The following is a 20,517-nucleotide window of genomic DNA, read 5'->3' as shown; positions in this document are numbered from 1 at the left end:
GCTGCGCGCGCGCCCAGACGACGCCCGCGGCGTTCGGGTCCGTCGTCATGATGCGGCCGATCCGTCTTGGCGGCGACCCACCCAGATCGCCTCGACGGCGTCCCGGTGCGAGCTGTGGAGATACAGGGAGCGGTAGCTCAGCGAGAAGCTGTCGGGAGTGATGGCGTCGGTGTAGTGGACGACGATGGCGCTGTCGAGCCCGAGCGGTCGCTGCACCTCCGCGTTCACGCGCTCAGGCACGCTCGCGCCGTCCGTGAGTCGAGGCGGCGGCGGTCAGGATGCGTGCCGTCATGCGATGAACGTACGTGATGGTGCCCCACGATCGGCCGGGCTTGCGCGGGAGCGCGAGATCGCCTCGCCGACATGGGGTCAGGTGGTGAGGCTCGTTCCGCATTCCGCGCAGAAGCGCGACGTGCCCGGGTTCTCCGCGCGGCAGCCGGTGCACACGCGCACGCTGACCAGGGGCGCGCCGCACTCGCCGCAGAACTTGCCGCCGTGCGACTGCGCGCCGCAGGAGGGGCAGCGTGGCTGAGCCTGGCGGCCGAGATCGACGCCGCCGACGAGGTCGACCGTCTCCAGCCGCTGGCGCATCTGCTGACGCCGCGCCTCGGCCTGCAGCTGCGCGAGCTCCTCGGTGAGAGCGGGGGAGCAGCGCACGCACTGTCCCACCTGGTCATTCCAGCACACGTCGCCGCATACCCAATCGCTGCAGCCGCGGCACAGATGGAAACGCGGGCCGATCTCCGCCGCGGCGGCGCGGAGCGCCTCATCCTTGGCTGGCGAGTTGGTGCTGCGATCCAGGAGGTTCTCCGCCATGGAGGTGAACTGCGAGAGCTGCCTCCCCGAACAGGTTGCCGAGGCCGCGGGCGATCTTCTGTCCGGCTGCTCGGGGGTCGCGACGGAACGCCGATCGGTAGCCGTTCCCGCAGCGCTCGCAGCAGAACTCGAACTGATAGCCGTCGGCGTTGGAGAGATCACTGAAGTTGTCGGTGAACGGCACGTGTTCAGACATGTCACTCCTGGGAGAGAGTCGGTCGGGTCCGAGAGGAAACCGGATGCCTCGTCCCGGTGCGCCCGAGCGCGATCTGCGTCCAGATCAGACGACAACACCGTGGATTCGGCGTCCAGAACGGCTGTGGAATCCCGCATCCGTGCGGTCAGTGAGCGAGGCTCGAGACGAGGTTGATGGTCGCCGCGACGACCACGACGCCGAGCAGGAACGACAGGAGGGCGTGACGGAGGGCCTCGCGTCGGACGGCGCTGCTGGTGATGGTGGTGTCCGACACCTGGTAGGTCATGCCGAGCGTGAAGGCGAGGTAGGCGAAGTCGCGGTAGTCGGGGGGGTCGGGCTGGTTGAAGTCGATGCCGCCATGCTGCGAGTAGTACAGCGCGGCGTAGCGGAGGCTGAAGAGTACGTGGATCAGGAACCATGACGCAGCCACTGTGACGACCGCGATGCCGGCCAGCTCGAGCCGGGCGGAGTCCGAGCTCACGGCGCCCGCCTCCACCAGCACGAGCGCGATGGCGCCGAAGCTCGCGAGACTGGCGAGCACGAGCAGGGTCTGCGCGGTCGTTCGGGTCGGATCCTCGCGGGTGGCGTGCTGCTCGGTCTGGATGGCGTCCAGGCGCAGGATGCCGAGCCACACCCACAGCGAGAAGGTGCCGGCCCCCGCGATCCAGCCGATGGCGGGGGCATAGATCCACGAGGCCGTCAGTCCCACGGCGAGGGTGATGACGAAGAACACGCCGAACAGGACCGTCACCCGCCACCCGGCGCGGTGGCGGCGCGAGGAGAAGTCCCTGGCCGGGGTGCTCACGCGCGGGCCGTTCGCTCTTGCATACCCGGATCGTACGGCGTGCGCGGGGTGGGTTGCCCTGAGTGCTTCAGCAAATACTGTGCGACGGGCCGGACGCCGACGAGGAGCAGGGTGAGAGTGCCGCCCAGAAGGATGACGCCGGTGATCAGCATTGACGAGGCCGATGTCGGCCGCGTAGCGCGCTGACGCGGTGAGTCACTCCCAGCGCGGAGTATGGACTCTCGTCCGCGCATCCGCGACAGTGCGGGCATCCAGCGCGAACTCTGCGTGGAGGCCGAACTCCGGCCAGCGGAACACGATCGCGTCGACGGTCACGTCCGCGGGGACAGCTGTGTAGAGAAGCAGATCGCATTTGTGTTCACCGCCCCCGCCGCTGATGGTTGTGAAAGGCTCCGCCTGCGCCGTCTCGTTGAGGGCGAGTGTCGGCACGCGGTCGCCCCGTGGCGTGTTGGGGCTGACCAGCAGCCTGTCTCGGAGATCGATGCCCGGTGCGCTGCACGCCATGAGTCGCGCTTCAAGTCCCTCTGGGAAGGCTCGGATGCTGACCACGACGAGAAGCCTGTCGTCGTCGACGAGCACGATGTCGTCCGCTCCCGGCACACGTGCGCTGATCAGCCCTGTCGGAGGGTAGAGGCGTTGCAGCATACGAACCACCCAATCATCTGCGGCGGCGGCTGTCCTCCCCTTGGAACAGGCCCTTGTGGTCTTCGACCCATCGGCGGAACGTGCGAGACGGCTTGCCGGTGATGCGGGTGTACTCATCCGACAGGGGAGGGGTGGCCCCGACCGCATCCCGCCAGTCCTTGATGATCTGGCGTACCCAGACCTCCGGAACGTGACGTGAGAGCATCGCCGCCGACTCTGCTTCGGTCAGTTCGGTCACCGAGAGCGTGCGCCCGATGACGTCGCCGATGGTCTCCACCTGTTGCCGCAGCGTGAGGCGTTCGGGGCCGCTGAGTGATGGGCTCTGTCCGATCAACGCGTCTGAGGTCAAGGCGATCACGGCGACGTCGGCGATGTCCTTCTCGTGGATGGGGGCCTGAACAGCCTCGGGATAGGGGAGCGGAACGTCGCCGTCTCGCGTGATGCTCCAACTCCATCGTGCGGCGTTGCTGGCGAAGCCGCCGGGCCGGAGGAACGTGTAGGCGAGTCCCGAGTCCTTCACCGCCCGTTCGACACGAAGGAAGCGGGCACCGTTGAAATCCTCGGCGGCCGCGGGTTGAGTGACCGCGCTGGAGGAGAGGACGACGATATGCCGCACATGAGCGGCGGCGAGGGTAGCCACGAGCGGCGTCGGCGCGGAGAGGTCGGCATAGAGGAACACCCGATCGACGCCCACGAGCGCGTCCGCGAACGAGGTCGGGTCGTCCAGATCTGCTGCGAATGTCTGCACGGATGCCGGCAGAGCGAGTTTCTCGGGAGAGCGGCTGGTCGCGCGAACCTCCACTTGTTGCTCGAGGAGACCTTCCGCGACGGCGCCGCCGACGGCGCCGCTCGCACCCACCACCAGAACCGACATCATCCACTCCTTCGCTTAACGAACGCTGTTCGCGAACAGTATTCGTTACGAACGCTGTTCGTGTCAACTGCTACCCTCGGCAGATGGCTTCGACAGAGGATGTGCGATCGCGCCGTGGGCGGTCCGCCAAGCCTCCGCTATCGCGGCAGGCGATTCTGGATGCGGCGAAGGAACTCGTGCGGGCCGGGGGCGTCGAGACGCTGACACTTCGGCAGGTCGCGGATCGCGTGGCAACGGGCCCCGCATCCCTGTACGCATACTTCGCCAACCGTGACGTGCTGCTCGAGCACCTTCTCGATTCGGCGTACGGCGAGGTGGCGCTCGTCGAGATCGCCGGTGGGGGGTGGAAGCACGCGCTCGCCGCGACGATCGGCAACACCATCGACGCTCTCGGCCGTTACCCGGGGCTCGGAGCAGTCGCGCTCGGGACGATTCCCACGCTTCCCGGTGCGCTGCGACTCGCCGAGCACGAGTTGGCTCTGATGGATGCGGGAGGTGTGCCGGAGGATCGCGCCGCGTTGGCGGTCGACCTCATTGCGCAGTTCGCCGCATCCACTGCCGTCGAACGTGCCGTTCGTCACGCGGATTCTCGCGGAGCGATGCAGCGGGGGCGCGTACGGGTGGCGTACGAAGAAGCCGATTCCGACCGGTTCCCCCGGGTCGCGCGAGCCGCGGCGCTGCTGACTGGTCCGGACGAGGAGGCTCGACGCGCCTTCGCGATCGACCTCATCGTCACCGGGATCGAGCGATCCGGCTGACCGACGCGCGTTCAGCCAATACTGAGAGCTGTGGACCACCGGCAACGTGCTGGGGACGCTGCTCCTGATTGTCGGAATCGCGACGATGCTGCTTGTCGTGCGTCGGCGGATCCGCATGAGCTGACCGACCGGGCGGCCCTCGCCCCGTCTCTGTGTGCGCCTTGCGCCTGGGATACCCCAGGGGGGTATTCTGTCTCCGCGGACGTTGTTCGTCGAGGGAGGGCAGGATGTCACACGATCACATGGCGCACCACGCCGATGAGGCGGGCCACCACAACCACGACCAGCACGCCGGTATGGCGCACGGACAGCACGCACACGGTGGACACGTAGGCCACGGTGACCACGTCGCGCAGTTCCGTCGGCTCTTCTGGGTGATGCTCGTGATCGCGGTGCCGGTCGTGGCCTTCTCGAGCATGTTCTCGATGCTGCTGGGCTACCCCCTTCCCGATGGTGCATGGGTCGGATGGGTCTCGCCGCTGCTGGGTGCAGTCATGTACTTCTGGGGGGGATGGCCGTTCCTCACCGGCGCTGTTTCCGAACTGCGAACGCTTCGACCCGGGATGATGCTGCTCATCGCACTCGCCATCACGGTCGCGTTCGTCGCGTCGCTGGGCGCGAGCGTCGGGTTGCTCGATCACGAGCTCGACTTCTGGTGGGAGCTGGCGCTTCTGATCGTCATCATGCTGCTGGGTCACTGGATCGAGATGCGCTCGCTCGCGCAGACCACATCGGCACTCGACTCGCTGGCAGCGCTGCTTCCGGACGAAGCCGAGATCGTCGATGCGAGCGGCACGCGAACGGTCGCCGCCTCCGATGTCGTGGTCGGCGACATCGTGCTGGTGCGCCCGGGCGGACGTGTCCCGGCCGATGGCCGCGTCATCGCCGGTTCGGCCAGCATGGACGAGTCGATGATCACGGGGGAGTCTCGGACGGTGACCCGCGCCGAAGGCGCGGCGGTTGTGGCGGGAACCATTGCGACCGACTCATCCATCCGGGTCGAGATCACCGCGGTCGGCGACGGTACGACTCTCGCCGGCATCCAGCGACTCGTCGCCGAGGCGCAGAACTCGTCGTCGCGCGCACAGCGGATCGCCGATCGGGCTGCGGCCTGGTTGTTCTGGTTCGCCCTCGGTGCTGCGGTCATCACGGCTGTGGTCTGGACCCTGGTCGGACTGCCCGACGAGGCGGTGATACGCACGATCACCGTTCTCGTCATCGCCTGCCCGCACGCGCTCGGTCTCGCCATTCCGCTTGTCGTCTCGATCGCGACGGAGCGCGCTGCCCGTGGTGGCGTCCTGATCAAGGACCGACTCGCGCTCGAGCGGATGCGCACCGTCAACACCGTCCTCTTCGACAAGACCGGCACGCTGACGAAGGGGGAGCCCGCCGTCACCGGCGTCGAGGTCACAGATCGGCTGACGCCCAACGACGTGCTCGCCCTGGCGGCCGCCGCCGAAGCGGATTCCGAGCATCCGCTCGCCCGTGCCATCGTCGCTTCTGCTCGCGAACACGGCGCACGCATCCCGAGCGCATCGGATGCCGCATCCTCTCCGGCGGTCGGCGTGACGGCCACGGTCGACGGCAGGACGATCCGGGTGGGTGGGCCGAATCTGCTCAGCGAAGAGAATGTGCGGGAGCTGCCCGTCGCCGATGCCTGGCGAGAAGAGGGCGCCATCATCCTGCACGTGCTCGCCGACGGGGAGGTCATCGGTGCGTTGCGCCTCGCTGACGCCGTGCGTGAGGAATCTCGTCAGGCGATCGAGGCGCTGCACGCGCTGCAGCGCGAGGTCGTGATGATCACCGGCGACGCGGAGGCGGTGGCGAATTCCGTGGCCCGGGAGCTCGGTATCGATCGCGTCTTCGCGGGGGTGCGCCCGGAGGACAAGGCCGACCGGGTGAGAGATCTCCAGTCCGAGGGTCGGGTCGTCGCGATGGTCGGCGATGGCGTCAACGATGCGCCCGCTCTCGCACAGGCCGACGTCGGCATCGCGATCGGCGCCGGAACCGACGTGGCGATCGCTTCGGCGGGCGTGATCCTGGCCGGCTCGGATCCGCGTTCGGTGCTGTCCGTCATCCAGCTCTCGCGCGCGACGTACCGGAAGATGGCGCAGAACCTCTGGTGGGCGGCGGGCTACAACCTCCTCTCGGTGCCGTTGGCGGCGGGCGTGCTGGCGCCCCTGGGGTTCGTCCTGCCGATGTCGGTCGGGGCCATCCTGATGTCGGCGTCGACCGTGGTGGTGGCGATCAACGCCCAGCTTCTGCGTCGTCTGGATCTGCGACCGGAGACGAGCACCCGCGAGATCCTCGGCGACGCCGCTCGGGTGTAGCCGCGGCGGGGTAGTCGCCGCTCAGTCCTCGGCTACCCGCACAGGGGTGCCGCGGGTGAGCACCGTCAGCTGTTCGAACGTCAGCGGCATGACCGTGTGGGGCGTGCCGCCCGCGGCCCAGATCGTCTCGTAGCCGGCCAAAGCGGTGTCGATCACGGTTCGGATCGGAGCGGGATGCCCCACCGGTGCCACGCCACCGATGGCCTGCCCGGTGATCGCGCGCACCTGCTTCGCCGAGGCCATGACGATCGTCGCCGCTGCCAGCTGAGCCGCCAGGATGTCGGTGTCGACGCGATGGCGACCGCTGGTCATCACCAGTACCGGTTCGTCGTCTGCCAGGAACAGGAGGCTGCTCGCGATCGCTCCGACCTCGCATCCGAGTGCTGCGGCGGCGTCGACGGCCGTGCGAGTGGAGTCGGGCAGCTCGCGCACCTGCGAGACGATCCCCGCCTCCGTCAGGTGCTGCTGGACGATCCGGCTCCGTTCGGGCAGCTGCTGGTCATCGGTCATGGGGGAGGTGTCCTTCCTCGGAGGCTGTGCGCGGTGGATAGTGCATGAGCAGGATGACGTCCGCCGCATCGCCGAGCGCGTGGAATCGATGCGGCGCGTCCCCCGGATAACGGACGCTCTCGCCTGCGCGCAGCTCCTGCGCGGCGCCTGTCGGTCCGACGAGGACGCGCCCCCGGATGACGGTGACCGTCTCTTCGATGCCGTGCGCGTGAGCGCGGGACTCCTGGTGGTCACTCGTGAGGGTCGCGCGGTAGGCCTCGACCAGGGATGAGCCCACAGTCCATCTGTCGAGCAGGGTGGCGGAGACCGAGGCGCCGCTGACCGGCTCGGCGTCCGCGCCGCGGCCGGGGAGGAGGGCGCCGAGAGGTGCGTCCAGCGCGGTGGTCAGTGCGAAGAGGGTGTCGAGGCGTGCCCCGCGCCGGTCGTTCTCCAGTTCGGAGATCGTGCCCTTGCCGATGCCACTCACCCGAGCGAGCTCGGACAGCGTCATGCCGCGCACCTCGCGGAGTCGCCGCAGCTGGTCGCCGACCGAATCACCCATCGTTCACCACCGTTCTGGAAACAGAACGATACGCGTGTGGTGTGGATCGCTGCAACTTCGCCGGCGCTGCATCTGCGTGGCCGCATACGACCCCCGCATCCTGTTGTTCGGCCGGCTGCTGGCCGCCGCTAACGGATTCGAGTACCTGCTGGCCAAAGAGCTCGCGGAGGCGACGGGCCTCACGCATCCGATCCTCGAGCCGCTCCTCATCGTCGCGAGAGCGGGGGACGAGGGGACCTCGGTCAAGGACATCGCGCAGGCCAGGGTGGTGACCTCGGGCGGAGCGACACGGCTCGTCTCCCGCGCGGTCGAACAGGGCCTCGTTGAACGACAGGGATCGGCCGGCGACCGAGCCGGGTTTCTCTCAGGGCGTCCGCGCGCTGAGCCGGCGGGCGTCACTCGCCCTGCCCGTCATGCCCTGACGCGCATCCTTCCCCGCGAGACTGCATCTCCTGCACGAGACCACGGGTAAACACCGTGATCTCGTGCTCGAAATGCCGTCTCGCGGTGAAAGAAGGGGTCAGGTGAGGTTGTCGCGACGCCAGAGCGAGGCGGATGCGGTGAGGTCCTCCGCGTAGGTGGTCAGACGAAGGGCCCGCGTGGTGAAGGAGGAGGCCCGCTCCGGCTCGCTCGTCTCGTAGTCGTCGGCGAGCTGCACCGCGCCCGCCGCCGTCACGCGGCAGAACGCTGCGGCACGCTCGAGAGCGACGGCGAAGTCGCCCTCGAAGAGTCCGCGCAGGATCATGTCGATCAGCGCCACGAGCTCTTCGGGCCCGGCCGGCGCCGGCGCGCCCGCGACCAGGTCATCGATCGAGGCGAGCGCCGTACGGCCCCGCTCGTACAGGAGCGCCGCGGTGCGCGGGTCATCATGGATCATCGCCTGGAGCAGGTAGAGACGCCAGAGCGCGCCCGGCAGTGAGCGCGCAGGTGCACGCGACCACAACTCGGCGACATCGTCGATGCCGTGCTCGGTCGCGAAGGACACCAGCCGATCGACGACCTCCGCATCCGGATCCGCGCGAACGCGGGCGAGGAGAGCGGCGGCCGTCGAGTGCGCGATGCGCGATACTTCGGCGGGATCGTCGCCCGAGAACAGGCGGTCGAACAGTTCGGCGGGACGCCGAATGGGCTTGTGGAAGGGCCGCTGCTCGTCAGTCATCCCTTCAAGGGTACCCGCGCTCCGTGCGCGACCGACGGGCAGCGGATGCGGCGAACAGAGCTCTATCGAAACAGTAGGCTGGAGGTTACGGGCCTCTAGCTCAGTCGGTAGAGCATCGGACTTTTAATCCGCGGGTCGTGGGTTCGAGCCCCACGGGGCCCACCACATCCGCACTATTCGAACAAACGACCTGAAGATAAAGGTCGCTTGCCGTTTCATCGAGAGCGTCAGCCGTTTGGCTGGCGCTCTTCAGTTTGTCCGCCGTGTACTCAGCTGCCGCCTTCTCGAGTCGCGCGACGGGCTCCGACCGGTCTATCGCTGGTTAACATTCATCATGGTTGAACCCTCTGAGACCGTGGGTCGCTCGATCTTCGCGTCCGGGACGTCCTTCGTGCTGACCTGACGGGGTCCCTCGTACACCACTGCTTTCATGTCCACTCCGGTCCGATGGTGTTGCTCGATGTCCTGCGCCTCTGCGAAGCCGACCCTGCGCGAGCCAGCGAACGCCCCCACGAATCACATGTCAAGGGGTTGCCGGGGAGGGGGCGATGTGACGAGCGAGCGCGAACACCCATCGAAACCAGGTTCGGATGCAGACTTTCGGTGCGCACCGAGGGCTCTAGTGAGTGCACCGTGCACGGAGGTCGGCTACCGCATGGGGCCGCGATCGACCTTGGCCGTCAGTGCGGGGTCGGGTGAGCGAACCCGTCCCCCGCTGGGCTTGCAGCGCTGCGGGGAGAAAAAGTAAGTGCCAGGCCGCAGAAACGCCTCTCGGCGCAAGGCCGCTCGAAGCGGCAGAAGTTGGAGCCCGGGGTTACTGCGGCCCGGCTGTTCCAGTGTAACGGAGCCTCGCAGTGAGGTATTCCGCCCGCGTAGGCTCGGGGAATGGCCTGGCGATACGCACTCCTGCTCGCACCCGCCGCATCCGAGGACGCGCGCACCGACTTCTCCGGCACGTTCACGCCGATCGATCCGTCGGCGCCGGCGCTGAGCGTGGGCGAGCTCAGCACACAGCGCGGCGACGGCATCTTCGAGTCGATCGGGGTCGTCGACGGCCATGCTCAAGAGGTGTCCGCCCACCTCGAGCGGCTCGCGCACTCGGCGCGGCTGTGCGATCTTCCCGTGCCGAACATCGTGCAGTGGGAGCAGGCCGTCGCGGCGGCCGCATCCGAATGCCCGGCGGGGGAGTGCGTCATCAAGCTCATCCTGAGCCGGGGGGTCGAGCACGGCCCCACGCCGACGGCCTGGGTGACGGTCGCCGAGGCGCCAGACAACACCCGTGTGCGCCGTGACGGCATCCGGGTCGTCCTGCTCGACCGCGGATACGACAGCGGTGCCCCCGCGCGTGCGCCGTGGCTCCTGCTCGGCGCGAAGACCCTGTCGTATGCGACCAACATGGCCGCGATTCGCGAGGCTCACCGACGGGATGCGGACGACGCCGTCTTCGTCACGAGCGACGGCGTGCTGCTCGAGGGCCCCACATCCTCTCTCGTGCTTCGTCAGGGGGACCGGTTCGTCACTCCCGCGCCCGGCGCGGGCATCCTGCACGGCACGACGCAGCTCAGCCTGTTCGCGCACCTCGCCGAGCGCGGTTTCGAGACCGACTACGCCACGCTCGGCGTCGACGCGCTACGCGAAGCGGATGCGGCATGGCTCGTCTCCAGCGTGCGCCTCGCCGCCGGCATCACCTCGGTCGACGGCGCGCCGCTGTCGTACGACGCGGCCTTCACCGCGGAGCTCAACGCGTACCTGCTCTCGCCGCGCGACTGAGCCGCATCCGTCGGCTCGCTCCGCGACCCCGTCAGCGCCAAGGCGCCACAATTTTGCGCACCCGCGCCAGTGATCGACTGTGGCGGATGCGGAGAAGTGGCGCATCTGCGCATCTGCGACGCAACTCGGGCAGAGGAACCGGGGCGCAGGCGCGGGCAGGAGAACGGGGGCCACGCGGAAGGGGCGGCCGCGCCGAAGCGCGACCGCCCCTTCACGGGTGCCGTCGGATCAACCGAAGCGGCCGGAGACGTAGTCCTCGGTGGCCTGCACGCTCGGCGTCGTGAAGATCGTGGAGGTGTCGTCGTACTCGATGAGCTTCCCGGGCTTGCCGGTGCCGGCGATGTTGAAGAACGCGGTCTTGTCGCTCACGCGCGACGCCTGCTGCATGTTGTGCGTCACGATCACGATCGTGTACTCGCTCTTGAGCTCGTCGATCAGCTCCTCGATCGCGTAGGTCGAGATCGGGTCGAGGGCCGAGCAGGGCTCGTCCATCAGCAGCACGTCGGGGGAGACGGCGATCGCACGCGCGATGCACAGACGCTGCTGCTGACCGCCGGAGAGGCCGGAGCCCGGCTTGTCGAGGCGGTCCTTGACCTCGTTCCAGAGGTTGGCGCCCTGCAGCGACTTCTCGACGAGCGCGTCCGCGTCCGACTTCGAGATGCGCTTGTTGTTCAGCTTCACGCCGGCCAGCACGTTCTCGCGGATCGACATCGTGGGGAACGGGTTCGGGCGCTGGAAGACCATGCCGATCTGGCGACGCACCAGCACGGGGTCGACGCCCTGGCCGTAGAGGTTCTCGCCGTCCAGCAGCACCTCACCCTCGACGCGCGCGCCGGGGATCACCTCGTGCATGCGGTTGAGGGTGCGAAGGAACGTGGACTTGCCGCATCCGGACGGGCCGATGAAGGCCGTGACGCTGCGCGGCTGGATGTGGAGGCCGACGCCCTCGACGGCGAGGAAGTCGCCGTAGTAGACGTTGAGGTCGTTGACTTCGATGCTCTTTGACACGAAGGGGTTCTTTCTCTCGGGAGATCAGCGGCCGGTCTTCGGCGCGAAGACCTTCGCGACGATCCGGGCGACGAGGTTGAGGAGCATGACGATGAGGATCAGGGTGAGGGCGGCCGCCCAGGCCCGATCCCAGTACGCCTCGGGCGGGATGCCCTGGTTCGCGTACTGCGTGTAGACGAAGACCGGCAGTGTCTGCATGCGGCCGTCGAAGAGGTTGTAGTTGAGCGAGTCGGTGAAGCCGGCCGTGATCAGCAACGGCGCGGTCTCACCGATGACGCGGGAGATCGAGAGCATGACACCCGTGGTGATGCCCGCGATCGCGGTCGGCAGCACGACCTTCACGATGGTCAGCCACTTCGGCACACCGAGGGCGTACGACGCCTCGCGCAGCTCATTGGGCACGAGTCGCAGCATCTCCTCGCTGGAGCGCACGACGACCGGGATCATCAGCACGGCGAGCGCCACAGCGCCCATGATGCCCATGCGGATACCGGGCCCGAAGAACAGCGCGAACAGCGCGTAGGCGAACAGACCCGCCACGATCGAGGGGATGCCGGTCATGACGTCGACGAGGAAGGTGATCGCCTGGGCGAGTCTGCCGCGGCCGTATTCGACGAGATAGATCGAGGTGAGCAGTCCGATCGGGATGGAGATGATCGCTGCGGCGAGCGTGATCAGCACCGTTCCCCAGATGGCGTGCACGATGCCGCCGCCCTCACCGACGACGTTGCGCATCGAGGAGGAGAAGAACGTCGCGTCGAAGCGGGCGACACCGTTGGCGATGACGGTCCAGGCTACCGAGACGAGCGGCACCATCGCGATGAGGAAGGCGCTGGTGACGATGCCGGTGACGAGACGGTCGACGGCCTTGCGGCTGCCCTCGACGATCGTGGAGATGACCGTGATGAGCGCGAGGTAGATCAGCGCCGCCGAGACGAGCCAGCCGGCGACGTTGATCCCGTCGCCCGTCGCGGTGCCGAGGATCGCGAAGACGGCGAACATCGCACCGAGGGAAGCGCCCAGCAGCACCCAGGGGAACCAACGGGCCAGGTGTCCGGCGCGCAGCTGTGCGCCGGATGCGGTACGCGCGGGTGCAGCGGATTCGGTGATCGTCATGTCAGTTCGCCCCCGAGAATTCCTTGCGGCGGCTGACGATCCAGCGCGCGATGGCGTTGACCACGAAGGTCACGATGAACAGGATGAGGCCGGTCGCGATGAGCACGTTGATGTTCGTGCCGTAGGCCTCGGGGAAGGTCAGCGCGATGTTCGCGGCGATCGTCGAGGGGTTCTGAGAGGTGAACAGCTGCCAGGTGACGGCGCCCGTGGTCGAGAGCACCATGGCGACCGCCATGGTCTCGCCGAGAGCACGGCCGAGACCCAGCATCGCGCCCGAGACGATGCCGGAGCGGCCGAAGGGCAGCACGGCCATCCGGATCATCTCCCAGCGGGTCGCGCCGAGGGCGAGTGCGGCTTCTTCGTGCAGCTTCGGCGTCTGCAGGAACACCTCGCGGCAGATGGCGGTGATGATCGGCACCACCATGACGGCGAGCACGATGCCCGCGGTGAAGATCGTGCGGCCCGTGGCCGAGACATCGCCGGAGAAGAGCGGGAACCACCCGGCGTTGTCGCTCAGCCAGGAGTACACCGGCTGCACGGCGGGAGCGAGCACGAGGATGCCCCAGAGTCCGAACACGACGGAGGGCACCGCGGCCAGCAGGTCGACGATGTAGCCGAGACCCTGCGCGAGTCGGCGCGGCGCGTAGTGGGTGATGAAAAGGGCGACGCCCAGCGACAGCGGAACGGCCATCAGCAGGGCGAGGAAGGCGGCCCAGGCCGTGCCGAACAGCAGCGGCGCGACATAGGCCCAGAAGTTAGAGGAGAGCAGCGATGCCTGGGAGGCGTCTGCTCCGAGAGCCGGGATCGACTGGATGATGAGGAAGATCGCCACGGCGGCGAGCGTCACCAGGATCATGCTGCCGGCGGCCAGAGCGGAGCCGGAGAACCAGATGTCTCCGGGGCGCCGCTTGGCAGCGGGGCGGGTGGGTCCCGCGGCGGTGGCTGTCATCTATCGCTTTCTCGTCGTGTTCGGGTCAGGACGGGCCAAAGCGGCCCCGGGGATGAACCCGGGGCCGCTTTGTGCGTGTCAGGAGATGGCGTCGATGGCCTTCTGAGCGCGCTCGCGCAGCGTGTCGGAGATGGGGGCGCTGCCGGCGTTCTTGGCGGCGGACTCCTGGCCCTCCTCGCTGATCGCCGTCGTGAAGAAGCCCTGGACGAGCTTCGCCGCAGCGGCGTCGGTGTACTCCTCGCAACCGATCAGGTAGCTGATGAGGACGACGGGGTAGGCGCCGGCCTCGGTCGTGGTGCGGTCGATCGTGATGGCGAGGTCGTTGTCGCCGCGGCCGTCCTCGAACGGCGAGGCGTCGACGGCCGTGGCCGCACCCTCGGCGGAGTGCGCGACGAACTCATCGCCCACCTTGACGGCGACCGACGAGATGCCTGCGGCCTGCGACGAGTCGGCGTAACCGATCGTGCCGTTGCCGCCCTTGACGGCGTTGACGACGCCCGAGGTGCCCTGGGCAGCCTCGCCGCCCGAGATCGGCCACTCCTCGACGGAGCCGTAGGTCCAGCCGGTGGCGTCGGTCTTGGAGAGGTAGTCGGTGAAGTTGCCGGTCGTGCCCGACTTGTCGGAGCGATGCACGGGCGTGATCGCCAGGTCGGGCAGCGTCGCGTCCTCGTTGGTCGCGGCGATAGCCGGGTCGTTCCAGTTGGTGATCGTGCCGGCGAAGATGCCCGCGATCGTGGCGGGGTCGAGGTTGAGCTCGTCGACGCCCTCGACGTTGAAGATGATCGCGATCGGCGACACGTAGGCCGGGATCTCGACGAGGCCGGAGTCGGGGGCGCAGGCGCTGAACGGACCGGCGGTGATCTCGTCCTTCTTGAACGCGCGGTCGGAGCCGGCGAACTGCACGGCGCCCGACTGGAACGACTCGCGGCCGGTGCCCGAACCCTGCGGGTCGTAGTTGACGGTGAGGTCGGCGTTGGCCGTCTGCAGCAGCTGCGTCCAGGACTGGATGGCGACCTGCTGCGACGTGGCGCCGGAGCCGTTCAGGGTGCCGGAGAGACCGGTGGGCAGCGACGACTCGGAGCCGGCGGAGCTCTCGGTGCCTGCGGGTGCTTCGTTCGCGGCGCAGCCGGCGAGCGCGAGTGCCGCGATGGCGGCGATGGCGCCCACCTGGGCGATGCGGGTGATCTTCACTGTGAAATCCTTCACGTGTCAGGGTTAACGGGCCCGGTGCAGGGCTCGCCGAAGACGCTAAGCAGGTGCGTTTACCAGCGTCCGCTGTGCGGGTGAACGGAAGGTGAACGAAGCGAGGCGGATGCGGTCGCGCGAGCGCGTGGCGACACCATTCGTTCACCCGCCCTCCCTACTTTCGGCGCATGCCCTCCGATTCACAGGCCGTTCTGGACCGATCTGCCCAGGCGCCGGCGCCTCGCACACTGGTGGACATCCTGCGCGCGAGCGCCAGACGTCATCCGGAGGCGTCGGCGATCGACGACGGTTCGGGAGCCTTGAGTTATGCCGAGCTTTCGGCGCACGTCAGTCGTACGGCGGCGCGCCTGATCGCCGCGGGCGTGCGCCGGGGCGACCGGGTGGGTGTGCGCATGCCGTCGGGGTCGAAGGATCTGTACATCGCGATCCTCGGTGTGCTCGTCGCCGGAGCTGCATACGTGCCCGTGGATGCGGACGACCCCGACGAGCGTGCGCGTCTCGTGTTCGGTGAGGCGCGTGTCGTCGGTGTGATCGGCGCCGGTGGTGTGTACGTGTCTTCGGAGGGCTCGACACCCGCGGCCGAGCTCTACGACGGGGACGTACCGCATCCGTCGACGCGTGCTTTCGACGCGGTTCCTGACGTGACGGTCGACGACGATGCGTGGATCATCTTCACCTCCGGCTCGACGGGAGTGCCGAAGGGAGTGGCGGTGAGCCACCGGTCCGCTGCGGCGTTCGTGGATGCTGAGGCGCGCATGTTCCTCCAGGACGCGCCCCTCGGACCGGGCGATCGGGTGCTGGCGGGTCTCTCGGTCGCCTTCGACGCGTCCTGTGAGGAGATGTGGCTGGCCTGGCGACACGGTGCCTGCCTCGTGCCCGCTCCTCGTTCGCTCGTGCGTTCGGGAGAGGACCTCGCGCCGTGGCTGATACGTCAGGGGATCACCGTCGTCTCGACGGTGCCGACGCTCGCGGCGATGTGGCCGGTGGACGCCATCGAGAATGTGCGGCTGCTCATCTTCGGCGGGGAGGCCTGCCCTCCCGAACTCGCCGCACGCCTTCAGGCCGAGGGCCGTGAAGTGTGGAACACGTATGGCCCGACCGAGGCGACGGTGGTCGCCTGCGGTTCACTCATGGACGGCACGACCCCGGTTCGGATCGGCCTGCCGCTGGACGGGTGGATGCTCGCCGTGATCGACGCCGATGGCGCCCGCGTGGCCGAGGGCGAGGTGGGTGAGCTGATCATCGGCGGCGTCGGTTTGGCGCGCTATCTCGATCCGCTCAAGGACGCGGAGAAGTACGCGCCCATGCCGTCCCTGGGGTGGGAGCGCGCGTACCGCTCGGGTGACCTCGTCCGCTTCGAGCGCGCGGGCCTCGTGTTCCAAGGGCGCGCCGACGATCAGGTGAAGGTCGGCGGGCGGCGGATCGAACTGGGCGAGGTCGAGTCCGCGCTGCAGGAGCTCCCGGGCGTGCACGCGGCGGCCGCGGCGGTGCGGCAGAGTGAGGCGGCTGTCTCGGTCCTGGTGGGCTACCTCGTTCTGGAGCCGGGCGTCGAGCTCGACCGCGCAGAAGCCAGGGCGCGTCTGGCGGAGAGCCTCCCGGCGGCGATCGTGCCGCTTCTCGCCGTCGTCGACGAGCTGCCCGTGCGCACGTCGGGAAAGGTCGACCGGGCCGGGTTGCCGTGGCCCCTGCCGGGCGTCGAGACACCGCCGTCGGGACTCGATCCCGCCGAGGCGTGGCTGGCCGAGCAGTGGCAGGCGGTGCTGGGCGTTCCGGTGCCGGGCCCGAAGGCAGACTTCTTCGACCTCGGTGGCGGTTCGCTGGCCGCTGCGCAGCTTGTCTCCCGCATCCGTGCGCGCGTGCCGGAGTTCGCCGTCGCCGACATCTACGACATGCCGCGCCTGTCGGCGATGGCCAAGGCGCTCGGACCATTCCTCCCGGATGCGGAGCTCGGGGAGTACCGACGCCCCGAGCCGACGCCGCGCGCGACGCAGTGGTTGCAGACGCTGGCGGGAGCGCCGTTGTTCATCCTGTCCGGCGTGCGATGGCTGCTCTACATCCTCACCGCGGGCACGGTCCTCAACCTCTTCCCGGGCTTCGATGCCCTCCCGACGGCGCCGGTCTGGCTGCTCGTGGTCGGGTGGCTCCTGTTCGCGACGCCGTTCGGTCGGATGGCGCTCGCCGCCGCATCCGCCCGCGTCCTGCTCGCGGGACTGCGCCCGGGCGATTACCCGCGCGGGGGAGCGGTCCATCTGCGGGTGTGGCTGGCGGAGCAGATCGCCGACCAGGTGGATGCGGTGGGCCTCGCCGGTGCGCCCTGGATCACCTACTACGCCCGTGCGCTGGGGGCGCGGATCGGTCGTGACGTCGATCTGCACACGCTGCCTCCCGTCACCGGGATGCTCGAGGTGGGCGACGGCGCCTCCATCGAGCCCGAGGTGGATCTGCGTGGCTACTGGATCGACGGCGACCTGTTGCGCGTGGGCGCCATCCGCATCGGCGCCGCGGCGACCGTCGGCGCACGCAGCACCCTCGCTCCGGGCACCCGCATCGGCCAGCGCGCGGAGATCGCGCCCGGATCGGCCGTGTTCGGACGGGTGCGTGCGGCGCAGACCTGGGCGGGCTCTCCCGCGGTCCGTGTGGGTGCGGTCGCGGAGGATTGGCCCGCAGAACGGCCGCCGACTCCGCACCGGTGGATGTGGGCCTACGGCGCGTCGGCTTTGGCATTGGCCGTGCTCCCAGTGTTCGCCATCCTCTGCGGCGCGGTCGTCCTGGCCGCAGGGGTGCACGGTGCCCCGTCGTTGTCGGCCGCCTTCGGTGCGGCGCTGGTGTGGCTCGTGCCCGCTGTGCTCGTGTGCGGTCTCGTGCTCGCCGGCGTCGTCGTGGTCGCGGTGCGCCTGCTCTCGATCGGACTCGTGGCGGGCACGTACCCCGTGCGCAGCCGGGTGGCGTGGCAGGCGTGGACGATCGAGCGTCTTCTGGACGCATCGCGCACCATCCTCTTCCCGCTCTACTCGAGCTTGTTCACACCCGTCTGGCTCCGGATGCTGGGCGCCCGCGTCGGGCGCGACGTCGAGGCGTCGACGGTGCTCCTGCTGCCGTCGCTGACCCGGATCGAGGACGGCGCGTTCCTGGCCGACGACACGATGGTGGCCTCGTACGAACTGCACGCCGGGTGGATGCGGTTGGGCACCGTGCGCATCGGGAAGCGCGCCTTCCTGGGAAACTCCGGGATGGCGGCGCCGGGCCACCGCGTGCCGCGGGACGGGCTGGTGGCGGTGCTGTCATCGGCACCACGCAAGGCGAAGCCGGGATCGTCGTGGCTGGGCTCGCCCGCGGTGCGCCTTCGCCGTGCCGTCACTGAAGCGGACGAGTCGCGCACGTACCGCCCGACGCCCGGTCTGCGCCTCGCGCGGGCGCTGTGGGAGCTGTGCCGGTTCGTCCCCGTGGTCGTGACCTGCGCGATCGGGCTGTCGGTGCTCTTCGCGCTCGCCGCACTCACGAGCTGGCTCGGCTGGCTGTGGGCACTGCTGCTGTCGGGGATCGTGTTGCTGGGTGCAGGCGCCGTGGCGGCTGCGGTCACCGTCGTCGCCAAGTGGACGATCGTCGGTCCCATCCGCGCCGGTGAGCAGCCGCTGTGGTCGAGCTTCGTGTGGCGCACGGAGGTCGTCGACACGTTCACCGAGATGGTGGCGGCGATGTGGTTCGCACGCGGGGCCGTCGGCACGCCCGCCCTGGCGGTGTGGCTGCGGGCGATGGGGGCGCGCATCGGCACCGGGGTCTGGTGCGATTCGTACTGGCTCCCGGAACCCGATCTGGTCACCCTCGGCGACGGGGCGACGGTCAACCGGGGATGCGTCGTGCAGACCCACCTGTTCCATGATCGAATCATGAGCATGGACACCGTAGAGCTCGAACCCGGCGCGACGCTGGGCCCGCACAGCGTGATCCTGCCTGCCGCCGTCATCGGCGCCGACGCGACCGTCGGCCCCGCATCCCTGGTGATGCGCGGCGAGACGGTGCCCGTCGGCACCCGCTGGAGCGGCAACCCCATCGGCCCGTGGCGCGCGGTCAAGGTGCGTGCCTACCAGTCCACCTCGTGACCGGCGACGCCTACGCTCCACGCAGCGGCGACGTCACGTACGACGTCGTCTCCTACGATCTCGACCTCGACTACCGCGTGCGCACGAACCGCCTGAGCGGCACCGCGACGATCGAGGCGACCGCGTTGATCGACCTGCGCGGCGTGAGCCTGGACCTCATCGGGATGCGCGCTACCAGGGTCCGCGTCGACGGCGCGACCCCGGCCGTACAGCGCCAGGGTGCGCAGCACCTGCAGATCGGGTTCGGTCGCGACGTCGCGGCGGGGGAGACGTTCACCGTCGAGGTGCGCTACGAGGGATCACCCGCGCCGAGACGTTCGACGTGGGGCACCATCGGCTGGGAGGAACTGGCCGACGGAGCGCTCGTCGCGAACCAGCCGACCGGGGCGGCGACGTGGTTCCCCTGCAACGACCGCCCCGACAATCGCGCCCGGATGCGGATGCGGATCGCCACCGACCGGGAGTACACGGCCGTCGCAGTGGGCACGCGCATGCTGGATCAGGTGCAGGGGCGGCGTCGGGTGGTGGAGTACGTCTGTGACGTTCCCACCGCCACGTACCTGGCGGCGGTGCAGATCGGTCGATACGCGCGCACCGAGATCCCCGCGTCCGTTCCCGTGGAGCTGTGGGCTCCCGCGGCGCTGCGAGCGTCCGCCAGCGAGGCCTTCGCCGATCTGCCGCGGATGATCGCGGCGTTCACCGAGCGGTTCGGGCCGTACCCGCAGAGCCAGTACCGCGTCGTGGTGACCGCCGACGATCTCGAGATCCCGCTCGAATCGCAGGGGATGGCGGTGTTCGGCGCGAATCATCTGGATGCGGCGAGCGAGCGACTCGTGGCGCACGAACTCGCGCACCAGTGGTTCGGAAACAGCGTCGGCATCGCACGTTGGCAGGACATCTGGCTCAACGAGGGCTTCGCCTGCTACGCCGAGTGGCTGTGGTCGGAGGCATCTGGCGGACCGGATGCCGACGCCTGCGCGCGCGCCCATCTGCGACAGCTGGCCGGCGAGCCGCAGGACCTCGTGATCGCCGATCCCGGCGCGACTCGACTGTTCGATGATCGGGTGTACAAGCGCGGCGCCCTCGCCCTGCACGCCCTCCGGCTGCACCTGGGCGACGCGGCGTTCTTCGAGCTGTTGCGCGCCTGGACCGCCGTCCATCGGCACGGTCTGGTCGCCACCGACGACTTCCGCGGCCTGTTGGACGACCGCTCGGCGGCAGTGCTCAGCTCCTGGATCGATCAGGCTCCGCTGCCTCGGCTCGCGCGACGCTGATCACGAATCCGGCGGGGGCGTCGGCCTCACAGCCGTGCACCGCGCGATCGGCGACGACCGTCCGCCAGCCGTCTGGCTCGACGACGGCCGGCAGATGTACTCCGCCACGCAGATCCGCCCCCACCGCCTTGGCCGCCGCCTCGAACCTCGTCCAGTCGCGCAGCGTGGAGCCCGGAGCGAGCCGCTCGAGTCGCGTCGGTGCGCCCGCGGACCCTTCCTCGACGTCGACACCGATGTCGCCATCGTCGGCCAGCGCCGCCACCACGAGATCGCCGGAATAGGCGAGAGAGACCGACCCGCCTCCCTCGAGGCCGGGTCGCCCGTGGTTCCCGCCGCACCTGCTGCACGGGCCGTGCCGGAGGGTGCGCCCCGTGGCTTCGAAGACGAGGCGGGCGGCGACCGCGCGACGGTCAGCGCCCTCTCGTGTCGTCCACACCACGCGGATCGCGTGCGGCACGTG

The 20,517-nt window shown here is 69.1% G+C and carries 20 protein-coding genes and 1 tRNA gene; 7 read left to right on the top strand and 14 right to left on the bottom strand.

The features are described 5' to 3' along the window. Positions 1 to 45 precede the first annotated feature (45 nt). From KYX17_RS26140 to KYX17_RS26115, 6 genes are all read right to left on the bottom strand, one after another. Entirely contained in the window at positions 46 to 240 is a 195-nt protein-coding gene (locus KYX17_RS26140) for a chemotaxis protein CheY (protein WP_243231463.1), read from the bottom strand. A 129-nt stretch (positions 241 to 369) separates the two neighbouring features. Continuing rightward, positions 370 to 816: a zinc ribbon domain-containing protein gene (locus KYX17_RS26135; RefSeq protein WP_243231460.1), complete on the bottom strand. Its 447-nt coding sequence runs from the start codon at positions 814 to 816 to the stop codon at positions 370 to 372. Further along, entirely contained in the window at positions 767 to 1,012 is a 246-nt protein-coding gene (locus tag KYX17_RS26130) for a hypothetical protein (protein ID WP_243231458.1), read from the bottom strand. Before KYX17_RS26130 ends, KYX17_RS26135 begins: the two co-directional genes overlap by 50 nt. A 145-nt stretch (positions 1,013 to 1,157) precedes the next feature. Beyond that, entirely contained in the window at positions 1,158 to 1,817 is a 660-nt protein-coding gene (locus KYX17_RS26125; RefSeq protein ID WP_243231455.1) for a DUF1345 domain-containing protein, read from the bottom strand. A 195-nt stretch (positions 1,818 to 2,012) separates the two neighbouring features. Continuing rightward, positions 2,013 to 2,396 (bottom strand): hypothetical protein, encoded by a 384-nt coding sequence (locus tag KYX17_RS26120; protein WP_243231454.1) that lies wholly within the window; start codon positions 2,394 to 2,396, stop codon positions 2,013 to 2,015. 79 nt (positions 2,397 to 2,475) lie between these two features. Beyond that, a complete protein-coding gene (locus KYX17_RS26115) occupies positions 2,476 to 3,336 on the bottom strand; it encodes an SDR family oxidoreductase (RefSeq protein ID WP_243231452.1) in 861 nt (286 codons plus the stop codon). Between the two features lie 83 nt (positions 3,337 to 3,419). On the opposite strand from KYX17_RS26115, the gene KYX17_RS26110 reads away from it, so the two are divergent. Together KYX17_RS26110 and KYX17_RS26105 are read left to right on the top strand one after the other, a co-directional pair. Next, positions 3,420 to 4,094, top strand: a complete 675-nt coding sequence (locus tag KYX17_RS26110; protein WP_243231450.1) for a TetR/AcrR family transcriptional regulator — start codon at positions 3,420 to 3,422, stop codon at positions 4,092 to 4,094. Between the two features lie 227 nt (positions 4,095 to 4,321). After that, entirely contained in the window at positions 4,322 to 6,424 is a 2,103-nt protein-coding gene (locus KYX17_RS26105; RefSeq protein ID WP_374208992.1) for a heavy metal translocating P-type ATPase, read from the top strand. Between the two features lie 21 nt (positions 6,425 to 6,445). Here KYX17_RS26105 and KYX17_RS26100 read toward each other — a convergent pair whose 3' ends face one another. Beyond that, positions 6,446 to 6,934 carry a YbaK/EbsC family protein gene (locus tag KYX17_RS26100; protein WP_243231449.1) on the bottom strand — a complete coding sequence of 163 codons (489 nt, stop codon included), beginning with the start codon at positions 6,932 to 6,934 and terminating at the stop codon, positions 6,446 to 6,448. Then, on the bottom strand, positions 6,924 to 7,475 hold the full coding sequence (locus KYX17_RS26095) for a helix-turn-helix domain-containing protein (RefSeq protein ID WP_243231448.1): 552 nt from the start codon (positions 7,473 to 7,475) through the stop codon (positions 6,924 to 6,926). The genes KYX17_RS26100 and KYX17_RS26095 overlap by 11 nt, the downstream gene beginning before the upstream one ends. 76 nt (positions 7,476 to 7,551) lie before the next feature. On the opposite strand from KYX17_RS26095, the gene KYX17_RS26090 reads away from it, so the two are divergent. Continuing rightward, positions 7,552 to 7,947 (top strand): MarR family winged helix-turn-helix transcriptional regulator, encoded by a 396-nt coding sequence (locus tag KYX17_RS26090; protein ID WP_243231437.1) that lies wholly within the window; start codon positions 7,552 to 7,554, stop codon positions 7,945 to 7,947. Between the two features lie 48 nt (positions 7,948 to 7,995). Here KYX17_RS26090 and KYX17_RS26085 read toward each other — a convergent pair whose 3' ends face one another. After that, positions 7,996 to 8,634, bottom strand: a complete 639-nt coding sequence (locus KYX17_RS26085; protein WP_243231436.1) for a DNA-directed RNA polymerase subunit beta — start codon at positions 8,632 to 8,634, stop codon at positions 7,996 to 7,998. A gap of 89 nt (positions 8,635 to 8,723) precedes the next feature. Between KYX17_RS26085 and KYX17_RS26080 the strand changes: the two genes are divergently transcribed. Continuing rightward, positions 8,724 to 8,799: transfer RNA gene (locus KYX17_RS26080), tRNA-Lys, on the top strand. Between the two features lie 720 nt (positions 8,800 to 9,519). After that, positions 9,520 to 10,404, top strand: coding sequence for an aminodeoxychorismate lyase (locus tag KYX17_RS26070; protein ID WP_243231430.1), 885 nt, complete (start codon positions 9,520 to 9,522; stop codon positions 10,402 to 10,404). Between the two features lie 228 nt (positions 10,405 to 10,632). Here the strand turns inward: KYX17_RS26070 and pstB are convergent, their stop codons facing one another. The 4 genes from pstB to pstS all read right to left on the bottom strand — a co-directional run bounded on the left by pstB (position 10,633) and on the right by pstS (position 14,668). After that, positions 10,633 to 11,412 carry a phosphate ABC transporter ATP-binding protein PstB gene (gene pstB / locus KYX17_RS26065; RefSeq protein ID WP_137417695.1) on the bottom strand — a complete coding sequence of 260 codons (780 nt, stop codon included), beginning with the start codon at positions 11,410 to 11,412 and terminating at the stop codon, positions 10,633 to 10,635. A 24-nt stretch (positions 11,413 to 11,436) separates the two neighbouring features. Next, positions 11,437 to 12,528 carry a phosphate ABC transporter permease PstA gene (pstA, locus tag KYX17_RS26060; protein ID WP_243231428.1) on the bottom strand — a complete coding sequence of 364 codons (1,092 nt, stop codon included), beginning with the start codon at positions 12,526 to 12,528 and terminating at the stop codon, positions 11,437 to 11,439. 1 nt (position 12,529) lies between these two features. Next, positions 12,530 to 13,477 (bottom strand): phosphate ABC transporter permease subunit PstC, encoded by a 948-nt coding sequence (gene pstC / locus KYX17_RS26055; protein ID WP_243231426.1) that lies wholly within the window; start codon positions 13,475 to 13,477, stop codon positions 12,530 to 12,532. Between the two features lie 78 nt (positions 13,478 to 13,555). Then, entirely contained in the window at positions 13,556 to 14,668 is a 1,113-nt protein-coding gene (gene pstS, locus KYX17_RS26050) for a phosphate ABC transporter substrate-binding protein PstS (RefSeq protein WP_243231423.1), read from the bottom strand. 182 nt (positions 14,669 to 14,850) lie between these two features. Here pstS and KYX17_RS26045 point away from each other — a divergent pair, with 182 nt between their 5' ends. After that, entirely contained in the window at positions 14,851 to 18,783 is a 3,933-nt protein-coding gene (locus tag KYX17_RS26045) for a Pls/PosA family non-ribosomal peptide synthetase (RefSeq protein ID WP_243231422.1), read from the top strand. Then, positions 18,780 to 20,057 carry a M1 family metallopeptidase gene (locus tag KYX17_RS26040; protein WP_243231420.1) on the top strand — a complete coding sequence of 426 codons (1,278 nt, stop codon included), beginning with the start codon at positions 18,780 to 18,782 and terminating at the stop codon, positions 20,055 to 20,057. The genes KYX17_RS26045 and KYX17_RS26040 overlap by 4 nt, the downstream gene beginning before the upstream one ends. Here KYX17_RS26040 and KYX17_RS26035 read toward each other — a convergent pair. Then, positions 20,008 to 20,514 carry a 4'-phosphopantetheinyl transferase superfamily protein gene (locus KYX17_RS26035; protein WP_243231417.1) on the bottom strand — a complete coding sequence of 169 codons (507 nt, stop codon included), beginning with the start codon at positions 20,512 to 20,514 and terminating at the stop codon, positions 20,008 to 20,010. The two genes, KYX17_RS26040 and KYX17_RS26035, sit on opposite strands and share 50 nt — an antisense overlap. Positions 20,515 to 20,517 lie beyond the last annotated feature (3 nt).

This window comes from Microbacterium sp. CIAB417 (genome assembly GCF_022788845.1).
Note: the sequence above shows the minus strand (reverse complement) of the source record. Positions and strands in the feature narration are given on the sequence as shown.